This window comes from Candidatus Cyanaurora vandensis, assembly GCF_013285555.1.
GTDB classification, from domain to species: domain Bacteria; phylum Cyanobacteriota; class Cyanobacteriia; order Gloeobacterales; family Anthocerotibacteraceae; genus Cyanaurora; species Cyanaurora vandensis.
This window is the reverse complement of record NZ_JAAXLT010000034.1, coordinates 1-10,422: the sequence shown is the minus strand read 5'-3', so window position 1 is coordinate 10,422 and position 10,422 is coordinate 1. Positions and strand designations below refer to the sequence as shown.

Below are 10,422 nucleotides of genomic sequence, written 5' to 3'. Positions count from 1 at the left end.
TTCGTGGGTATGTTTATGTACAAAGGACAGGCGTAGTGTAACTAAATCAAGGAAAATGGCGGAAATAAATCGAAAAGATTAGCAGAGAGGGGTATAAAAACTCTTGTTTGTTAATAAGAATCATTTTTTCTAATAATTCTTCCCTTCATCCTTTATTTATCGAGGTACCCTTATGCTGTTTGGGTACAGGTACAAAACTTGCATCTATAATCTGACCACCTTGAGCTTTATATCCCTGAGCACTTAAGTAACTTTCAAATTTCTCATAGAGTTCATCAATTATTTCTAATCGAGTCAAATCTTCTCTAAATTGCCAAACAGTTGTTGCATCAGCGACTGCATCTTCCAAACCCAGCTTAAGGAATTTCATGAACGATAGGCGGTCATTAACCTGATACTCTAGCCCTGCATCGCTAATGTTATAAAATCCTTGGAGCAGCAGGAGTTTGAACTTTAGAATTACATTCAAAGGTTTGCGACCCGCATTACTTTTTCTAGGGCGTTCATGTACTTTTTGTAAAAGAGAACGAGATTCTTCCCATGGAATCAAGGTGTCTAACGGCGTTAAGAAACTTTTCTGCTCATCTAGCTTTTGATGACGTTGCTCCCAATCCCACATGCCTTATTGTTCCATCTTAACTACTTCCCCAATTCTTCTTTTGTTCTCTCATTTTTATCCTATCTAGGCAATTAATCGAGATGCCCTGTAAAGATAAGTTGTCTTATACTCAAATAGCTGAGTTATTAGGTTGTCCAAAACACGCAATAGGTCGAGCGGTAAGAGCATGTAAATCTACTACAGCTTGCCCATGCCCGTTCAGCCGCAGTTTGTCGAGCCATTGAGTTCAACTTATGTGCAAAGTCAAATTCTTTGGCTCGTAAAGCACAGTGCCGAGAGAGTTATACCAAGACTCAGCTTCTCCGTCCATCCACAATTGAATAGCTTTCTTCCGAATGAACTGAGTCGTTCGGATTGCTTCGTCGATTGCGCTAAACTGAGCAGCTTTGGCGTAGGCTTTGAACTCTAGTACAAGCATCACTCTATGATAGCATACCCATCATAAAATGAGTTAGTAGTAAGATAAAAGCCGACCTAGAAGGACGGGCTTTAGACCCATTTTCTCGGTAAATTTACTTAAGCAAAAACCTGGGGAGAGGTGATAATTTTAGTCAAGATTAGTGCTAGGTCTACTCTATGTCTCGTTTCCGTCCTACACGACGAATTGTTCTCGCACGCTTACTGACTGGCATAAGTACCCTCGCCCTAGCGAGTTTACTAAGTGCTGCAACCCAGCTCTCAGCTCAGGACCGCCTTGTACAAGACGGACGTAACCTGTTTACCCGGACTTTTAAGGTCAGTGAAGGCTTTGGGTACCGTCTAGGCCAGCCGGAACTCGTGCTTTTTGAACGCCAACTCGGCCCTGATGCCAAGACCTGCTTAGAGTGCCATAATTTGGGCGGCGTTGGCGGTGGGGCAGGCAACCGCAAGAACGTCTGGGTAGGAATAGACCCTGGCCTAGAACGCAGAATTGAACGAGCCAATATCCGTAACTCTACTGCACTGTGGGGTGGAGGGGCTGTCCAAGCCCTAGCGCAAGAAATGAGCACCGAACTTCAGTCCCAACGACAGCAGGAGAAGGAGCGAGCACGGGCGACTGGTGAAGCCGTGACTGTGGACTTGGCCAGTAAGGGAATAGCCTTTGGGCAGCTAACGGCCCTGCCCTTGGGCGACTTGGACTTGACCCGATTAGAAGGGGTAGACCGTGACCTCGTGATTCGTCCCTTCCATGCCAAAGGTACGCGGGGCACCATACGCCGGTTCACCCAAGAGGCGGTGTGGCGGCACCATGGGTTGGAATCGCCGGAGTTGCTGAAGCGGCGGTACCCCTTGCAGGGTAATTGGGCGCAGTATGACCATGATGAGGACGGAGTAGTCAACGAGTTTAGTACTCGTCAAATTACCGCCTTGAGTGCTTTTCAAGCTGTACTCCCGACACCGCAGTTAGTCTTACCCCAAGACCCGATACGACGCGCTCAGGTGCGCCGGGGTGGACAGTGGTTTGAGGCTAACTGTGCAACTTGCCACGTCTCCCATCTAGCATTGACTAAACCAGAAGTGACGATAGAAAGCGCAATGGGTGAACCCGCTCCTACCCTCGACTTGCTCAAAGGCTATGCGGGCCTACCACCCGTATTACAACGGGAAGACGGCAAGGTGAAAGTAGCCCTCTACAGTGACCTCAAACGACACGACCTAGGCGCAGGACTTGCCGAAGCCAATGGACAGCTCTCAGATGACAAGGTGACTGGTGTTGGCCCCAGTGTATTCATCACTACTAAGCTATGGGGAGTGGCGGACGCGCCACCTTACCTCCATGACGGACGGGCCCACACCTTACCAGCGGCTATCGTGGCCCACGGCGGCGAAGCGGCAGCGGCAAGCAAAGCCTTCCAAGCCCTAGAACCCAAGGAGCAAGAAGATCTTGTCCTCTTCTTACAATCTCTGAAAGCACCCCAACTAAGCAGGAACTAAATGGCTACTACGTGTTAACACGGACTACAACTTTTCTTCAATTCGCGTAGTTTTCTAAATTTAGATCTTGCCAAGAGGAAAAACTACGGTAAGATACCTGCGTGAACAGAAGTAAATTAAAACCTGCATCTGACCACAACACCCAGTCTGAATACTTAGTCCTAATCGCGGCGAGATCCAGTGATGGAAATGTCCAAGCTAGTCCGTCAAGTGGCGGTGAAAATTTTGTGGCTAGAGACAAATGATGGCTGTCCAAACAGCTACTTCCGTTTTAAAGCACTTGGAGCTGGATTTCTTGGTCAGCTTGCTTTTCGGGTGGTGAATAAAGTTGATAGATTCCATAATAGTGATTGGCTATTAAATATAGTTTGGAATAATACAATAAGGAATTTTGCTGTCTATAGTTTCACTGAGTATCGGCAGGTGCCGGGAATAGTTTTACTAGCTTTATTGGTCCTAGGAATACCTATATTAGCCCAGACAACTGAGTACCGCTACGATGCCGACGGACGGCTCATTGAAGTAGATGAGACCGATGGTTCTATTACGCAATACGTATACGATGCCACCGGAAATATCCTACAGGTGAAGAATAGTAATTCACCGCTTTTTAGTGTGGTTAGCCTAGCTCCTACCGTGGGGACAGTCGGGACAACGGTAACAATTTCTGGGACGGGTTTCAGTAGTCCTACAGTGAGTTTTAATGGGACACCAGCAGCGAGTGTGACGGTTAATACAGCGCGTACCACCCTTACGACAGTGGTCCCAGTCGGCGCGACAACTGGCCCAGTGACCGTCAAAGTAGATACGGTTTCGCGGGCTGCCGGAACTTTTACCGTAGTGAACCTCAATGGTCGTCCTACCCTGGGGGCTTACTCTTTACCCATTGCCCAACCGGGGGACAGCATTACGCTCGCTGGTACAAATTTTGACCCGACAGCTACAGCCAATACGGTCAAGGTGGGCGATGTCCTAGCGCAAGTTACAGCGGTCAGTGACACAGCCATTACTTTTGTCGTACCCAACATCAGTATCCCGATTAATCCCCAGGGGACAGCGGGGACAGCAAAGTTTGTGACTGTACAAACCGCCCAGGGTACGACCACAGCACCAAAGAGCTTGTATCTTGTGCCGCGTATTGCCTTTAAGGAGTCACTAAGCGCAACTGCCATCCAGGGGACGCTGAGTTCCTACGGCGATAACGGTCTCATTCTGGTAGAAGGCGGTAAGACTATCAACCTGACCGTCAATGCAACACGGGTCAACGGCAATGGTTTCTTGCGCCTATTTGTCTATGGGCCAGACAACGCGCTGGTAACGACGCTGAGTTCAATTAACTTCAACCAACTCACCAATGGCACACTGCAAATTGTCTCCACCCTCAATCTGCCTGCTAGTGGGCAGTACGTGCTACAACCCGTATTTGATTTTGGCACTGGCTTCCAGGCCACGGGGGTGCTTGGGGTGGGGGTAGCTCCAGTGCTGGGGGCCTTCTCAGCCCCGGTAGCCCAACCCGGTGACACGATTACTCTGGCTGGTTCTGGTTTTGAGAATGGTGGATTGACGGTGAAGGTAGGGGAGAGCGTTGCGAATGTAACTAGTGTGACATCTTCAGGAGTCACCTTTGTCGTACCGAATCTGAGTGTCCCCTACAATCCTGTGGGCACACCGGGCACAGCTACTTTAGTCACTGTCGAGACGGTGCTAGGGATCACCCGCGCGCCTAACTCCTTGTATCTTGTCCCCCGCATTCCTTTTCGTAAGCCCGTGAGCTTGGAGAGTGATGGCTCAGGGAAGCTGATTGCCTATGGAGATAATGGTTTATTCCTAGTCGGGCCGATAAGTCAAGACATGATGCTAAGTATTAATGTGACTAGCTTGACTGGCAGTGGTTACTTGAGGGTCTTCATTTTTAGACCCGATGGCTCTTTGCAACAGAAGATTACTGTTCCCTCTGTGGCTTTTAGTGCCATGAGTAATGGTAGTTTTCAGGCTGTAAGTGGGCCCATAGACTTGACAGGAGTACAAGGTCAGCGATACTTTTTCCAAGTTGTCTTTGACTACAATATAAATCCAGAACACAGGGCTACGGGTACGGTTGCCCTTGGCCTCGATTTGGCACCGAACAATATACAAACAGCACTCAGTCTCTACAACACGTCATCACCTGAATTACGCTACGGGGCCAACACTGCTATTGGGATATTTAATCCTGCTACTAAGATTAGCGTAGAGCAAAAAGTACAATCAGCCCTGAGTATCTTCAATTCATTTTCCTCCTTCAACCCTGGGGATGAGGTGAAGGTGAACGCGGGAGCAAGTGTGCTAAATCCTGCTTCAACATCCATACCTACAGGCGTAGATGCTGTAGTCAGTGTTCTCAATCCCACGGCTGAGCTAGGGAAAGATAGGGGGTTTAACGAGGGTGTAAGTTTATATAATCCGCTCTCACTATTTAGTTCGGGAAGTGCGATGGGCATTGATACAGCCCTGAGTATTTTAAACCGCATGAGTTTTACGTCTACGGGAATCAATGCAGCTCTGAGTCTCCATAACCCCCAGACAAATTCAGCTTTGTCCTTGGGAGTAAACAGTGCTGTTAGTATCCATAATTCCCAAGAATTTTTTAGCTCAACATTGGGGGTAAATGGTGCCATCAGTATCTACAATTCCAGGGAGCTAACTAGCTCAGCCGTGGGGATAAATACTGTCGTCAGTATCCTTAATCCCTTATTAGTTTCGGGTACAGTACGAGGAAGCAATGCTGCCGTCAGTAGTTGTAATCCTGGCTCAAGTTCAACTTGTTCACAACCCTAAAAGGAGACGCTCATGCTTAAGTTCATTCAATGCTTACTGATTACTCTCTCATTGGCCTTCATGCCTACAGTCTTGGCTCAGTACGATAGTTCTAGCTCGGGAGTCAATGGTCCCTTCCCTCCTAGCGGTGCTCCTACGGGTTTTACCGAGATTATAATGGACCTCGGTACGGGTGAACTCACTTACAAGAACGGTACTACTGTAATAACTGGGACGTTCCCTGGTGTTGGTTTACCTGATACCAAAGGAGCTTATAACTTCACCAGTTTTTATCTAGGCACGGGCATTACGCTTAGTTTTAAAGCGGATCGTCTCAACCGGCCTGTGCAGTTTTTGACTCAATTAGATGCAACTATTCTTGGAACTTTCAACGTCAACGGCTCCAATGCTATTGGTATCGCTGGCGGAGCTGGCGGACCAGGAGGTTACACCGGTGGCAGTGGGGGTACTTCTTCTACTACCGCTGGGTCTCCAGGCGCAGGTCCTCTGGGTGGTGATGGGGGAGCATCAACTAGCATTTATCCAAAAGGTGGCGGGCTATTCAAGGCTAACCAGCAACTAATCCCGCTATACGGTGGTTCGGGGGGTGGAGGAGGATTTGGTGGGAATGGTGCCAACGGTGGTGGCGGTGGTGGTGGTGCGCTTCTACTTGCTTCAAGTGGAACCATTACGATTACCGGAAGTATCAATGCTAAAGGAGGAGAATCATCAGCCAGTGGTTCAGGAGGAGCTGTTCGCCTGATAGCCAATACCATTACGGGCACAGGAGCTATTAATGTGAGCTATGGCCCATGCGGCTACTACTCCTCCACCTACTGTGGCTCCAGTGGTTACGTGCGAACTGAGGCAACTCAAAATCTCCATACAAACATCTCGGGCACTTCAGATTACAGCCGGACGACCACCCCTACGGCTGCTTTCCCTGCTACGGGCGTACCCTCGATTCGAGTTTCTTCTATCAACGCGTCAGGGACTACCGTGACTTTGAGTAATGGAACAGGTGGCTTAGTCACGCCGCCCGATGTCACGCTACCTTCATTTCAAACGTCCATTGTCGTTAATGTGGTAGCCACTAACGTACCGGGCAATACACCTTTTACGGTTCGTGTTGCACCCGTGGATGGGACCAGTAATATCTACAAGGCAACTACTTATCCCGGCACTCTAGATGTCACGGGTAAGACAGGTTCAGTCACCATCACCACCCTACCTGCCGGTACATCGGTTATTAACGTGTTCAGCACTTTCTTAGCTCCTTAGCAATCACTCTGACTCACAAATGAGCTAACAATTACGAGGGCATCATGGGTATGCAAGTTGTGTCGGTTGTGAAGGGAAGGAATGAACCACTGTCGGCTTGGCTGAGGCGACTAGTTTACCTGGGGCGTAAATTCACAGCCTTGCTGCTGGTCCTTCTGCTGGTTGTGCAGTCCTTGCTGGGTCTGGCCCAACCCGTCCTCGCCCAGACGATTACGGCCCCCACGCTCTATACACCGGCCCTCCTCCTCGATAATCTCCCCGCCAATCCCCAACCCAACCAGCCTGACCTCCTGGAGGTCATCACCACCCCCTTCAAAAGTCCTCAGTTACGCCTTGGGAATCTCTTGGTCAGCCAGGGGACGACTATTCTCCAGGTCAACCCCACGACGGCCCAAGCCCAAGTTTTCGCCCGTACCCAGGGGACTGCTTTGACCTTTGGGGCTACTTCGGCGGCTCCTTTTGTCTTGACCCCAGAAGCCCTAGTGCAACTTAGCGATGGCTCCCAGAGTCCTTTGGGTAAAGTCCTCTTTCGGCAGGAATTGCCCAAGGGTGAGGGCTTGGCAGCGCTGGGGGGGGTGCCCACGGAGGATGGTGAAATTTTTGTCGTAACCCAAGCGGGACAACTCTTCGCCATTAATCCAAGTTTAGGTAGCGATACATTACGGCCCATCACCCTCAGTGGTCCGCCCCTGGGTCAAGTGAGTAGTCTCGCCTTTGTCCCAGACCTCACGGACAAGACGATAGGTCAGTTGTGGGCCACCCTCCCGACCCAGAACAAGCTGATTGAGCTAGTGTTGACCACCCGTGAAGGCCAACTCCAAGCCCAGGTAGTCCAGGAGCTGACGGGTCTGGTGCAGCCTTGGGTGGTACGCCATGCCCAGGGTGCAGACCAGTTGTGGGTCCTCAGTCGAGAGGGTCTGCAAGTGACCGTCTTAGACCGCGCCGGTGCCCTGGTCCGCAAGCTACAACTACCCCCGGCGGCCTGGACGAGCATGGCGGTAGCGGAATCTGCGACCCAGGTCGAGCAGGTCTACCTGACCCGTCAGCAGGGCGACCAAAGCCAAGTCTGGCAAATGCCAGTCACGCCCTTGACCCTGGTCCAACCCACACCGGGGAGTACGCTGACGGGTCAAGAATTCACCCTAAGATTCAACCGTCCCGTGAGCTTAGCGCGGCTGACCAATGAAACGATTCAGCTTAAACGTGGGCTGACTGGGGAGAGTCTACCAATTGGATTGCAGTTGGTCCAGCCCGATACCGTCAAGGTGCTGGTCTTGGGTACGCCCACAGGGACAGCCGTTCTGGAAATTGGGACGGGACTGAGCGATAGGTTTGGCAACGGGGTTCGCGCCAAGATAAGCCTAGCGGTCCAACTGGTAACGGCGAGTACCACAACCGCGCCCCCGAGTGATACAACGCCGCCGCCCTCTACGCCTTCAGTACAACAAGGTAGTGACCTAGAGGCCCCGACCGCGCTGAAACTCGCCCCTATCCCCACGACTTTAGAACTCTTGCCGGGGATCACCCTGACTACAAAAATCCAGGCGGGGTTGCCGCAGGTCCATCAAACCGTGACCCTGACCAACACCACGGGAAAATCCTTGCGTGGTCCGTTGTACTTGAGCGTGGAGCGGTTAAAGCGCGGTGTGGTCCTGACTACGCCCACCCAGGGCTATGCCATCCAGAGTGGGGGTTGGTTAGTCCCGGTGACGAATCTGGGGACGGTCCTCGGGGTAGGCCAGCGGGTGCGGGTCCTCTTGACCTTCAACGCCACTTCAGTTGAAGCGGTGAAGTTTAGCCCCCGCGTCCTCAATGCCAGCCAACAAGCGCAGAATTTCACGACGGACCTGGGACCCCTGCAACGGGTCAACCATGAACGCCGCGAACTCGTCCTCACCAATACCAGTCCAGCACCCTTAACAGGACCTTTATATGTACGCGTGGCACTGCCAGCAGGAGCGCGGTTACTCCAGTTGGCAGGGTATGAGGATAAAACCAAGCTCCCGGTAGTTCTGGTCAAACTCGGCGGTGAAGAGCAGTTGCCACCGGGTAAATCCGTCACCGTCCCCCTAGAAATTGTCCCACCGCCTAACGGTCAAGTCACTGTTACCGCGCAGGTCTTGGGGATTCCGAACCTAAGTTTGACCCCCCGCCTCGATACCGTCAGCCCGAATACACTGTCCGTTAACCAGACTACCCGCCTCACTCTACGCGGCCTACACCTCAAAACTGTCACCCAGGTCCAGTTCTCCTCGGGGGCCGATATCGTCAGCCGCATCCTCCACGCTAACGATACCGAGCAAGTCATTGAGGTCATCGTCAACCCCACCGCCCTCCCCGGTCCCCGTACCCTGAAACTCGCTGGGACCAACGGTCGCTCCAACGCTCTTGACTTCATAATTACCCCGCCGCCGGTCACCCAACAGCAGACCACCTTGACGGGACGGGTGCTGACTGGGGAGTTGGTGGCAAGACCCCTCGCTGGGGTGCGCGTCTCGTTGGAGCAATTCCCTGGGCAAGGCGAGGCGTTCACCAATAAAGACGGCTACTTCACCTTACGTAACCTGCCGGAGCGGTTAACCACGATTACGGTAGACGGTCAGGTCATCAGCACCCCCAAGCTCGCCTACCCCAAAATCGTCACCCCCGCCCAAATCGTCGCGGGCCAAGCCAACGTCCTGCCCTTCACCGTCTACCTGACCGCCAATGACCCCACAGGCCGCTTCAAGATCCCGACAGTGATAACTGAAGACTTGGTGCTGAAGCCACGCCGTGCCCCTGGCCTAGAGGTCAAACTCCCGGCGGGTTTGAAGATAACGCGCTTTGACGGCACCCCAGTCACAGAACTCATCATCACCACAGTGCGCCCCGACCGTAGCCCCATGCCCTACCCCGTCGCCATCGCCCCGGTGCAACTACTCTCGATTCAACCTGCCGACGCGATTCTCAGCCAACCTGTGCAGGTGACCTATCCCAACTTAAACAAGACCACCCAGCCCAACGCGCAGGTGGACCTGTACCGGGCGGACCACGAAACGGAGTCCGGCGATTACATCTATTACGGCACCGGGCGCGTGAGTCTCGATGGGCGACAGGTGGTCCCAGAGATAGATGCAGCCACAGGCACACCCTACGGTCTGCCGTCCTTCAGTTGGCACTTTCCGGTCCCCCAGCCCCAGAACCCCGGTCCCGGCGACCCACCCGAGAAACCACAGTGCGGTTGCAACACTGGGGGCGCGGTGGACTTTGCCAGTGGCACCGAGAACCTCAGTCGCACCGACCTCGCCGTCACCGGCGGCCTAGCCCCCTTCAGTCTCCAGCGCGTCTACCGCAGTGAGGACCCGCGTATCGGTCCCTTTGGGGTGGGCACCGGGCACAACTACGAACTGATGCTCGATGGTCTCAGCGAGGTGTTCGTCAGTGTCAGTGCAAGTAGAACTCAAGCGAGCACCACCACCAATGCCTTGCGCTCGGTGTTCTTGGTGCAGCCCAACAATGACCGCATCCGCTTCTCGGAACTCATCAGCCAACCGGGTAGTTTCATCAACGAGGACAAACCGGAGTATCGCGGGGCGGTGATGGCTAAGTCAACAAGCAACACCTATAGTCTGAAGCTCAAGACCGGGGAGACGTTGTGGTTCGAGCGGTCCGCCACCGCAAGTACCAAGACCAGACACTTTATGAGTCGGGTAGTGGACCGCAACGGCAACACGATAACGATAACGCGGGACCCAGGCCATAACGTCACGAAGGTGAGTTCAGTATCAGGCGAACTGACCTTCACGGTGGATGCCTTCACCGGTTTAGTGCAG

At 52.6% G+C, this 10,422-nt stretch carries 5 protein-coding genes and 1 pseudogene; 4 read left to right on the top strand and 2 right to left on the bottom strand.

The window, feature by feature from the left end; all coding sequences use genetic code 11:
- Window positions 1-145: 145 nt before the first annotated feature.
- Window positions 146-619 (bottom strand): transposase, encoded by a 474-nt coding sequence (locus HFM78_RS02140; RefSeq protein WP_287127767.1) that lies wholly within the window; start codon window positions 617-619, stop codon window positions 146-148.
- 170 nt (window positions 620-789) lie between these two features.
- Window positions 790-1,037: pseudogene (locus tag HFM78_RS16070) on the bottom strand (RNA-guided endonuclease TnpB family protein); the annotation flags it as partial.
- Window positions 1,038-1,195: 158 nt separating this feature from the next.
- Here HFM78_RS16070 and HFM78_RS02135 point away from each other — a divergent pair.
- From HFM78_RS02135 to HFM78_RS02120, 4 genes are all read left to right on the top strand, one after another.
- Window positions 1,196-2,533: a di-heme oxidoredictase family protein gene (locus HFM78_RS02135; protein WP_287127766.1), complete on the top strand. Its 1,338-nt coding sequence runs from the start codon at window positions 1,196-1,198 to the stop codon at window positions 2,531-2,533.
- 423 nt (window positions 2,534-2,956) lie between these two features.
- The gene (locus HFM78_RS02130; protein WP_287127765.1) at window positions 2,957-5,350 is read left to right on the top strand and encodes an IPT/TIG domain-containing protein; all 2,394 of its coding nucleotides are present in this window, start codon (window positions 2,957-2,959) and stop codon (window positions 5,348-5,350) included.
- Window positions 5,351-5,506: 156 nt separating this feature from the next.
- On the top strand, window positions 5,507-6,610 hold the full coding sequence (locus HFM78_RS02125) for a hypothetical protein (protein ID WP_287127764.1): 1,104 nt from the start codon (window positions 5,507-5,509) through the stop codon (window positions 6,608-6,610).
- Window positions 6,611-6,654: 44 nt separating this feature from the next.
- On the top strand, window positions 6,655-10,422 hold a 3,768-nt coding region (locus HFM78_RS02120; RefSeq protein ID WP_287127763.1), incomplete at its 3' end, for a DUF6531 domain-containing protein.

Bases quoted from the DNA above. Each gene is read 5' to 3' on its own strand.
- HFM78_RS02140 (WP_287127767.1), bottom strand. From the start codon at position 619: ATGTGGGATTGGGAGCAACGTCATCAAAAGCTAGATGAGCAGAAAAGT.
- HFM78_RS02135 (WP_287127766.1), top strand. From the start codon at position 1,196: ATGTCTCGTTTCCGTCCTACACGACGAATTGTTCTCGCACGCTTACTG.
- HFM78_RS02125 (WP_287127764.1), top strand. From the start codon at position 5,507: ATGGACCTCGGTACGGGTGAACTCACTTACAAGAACGGTACTACTGTA.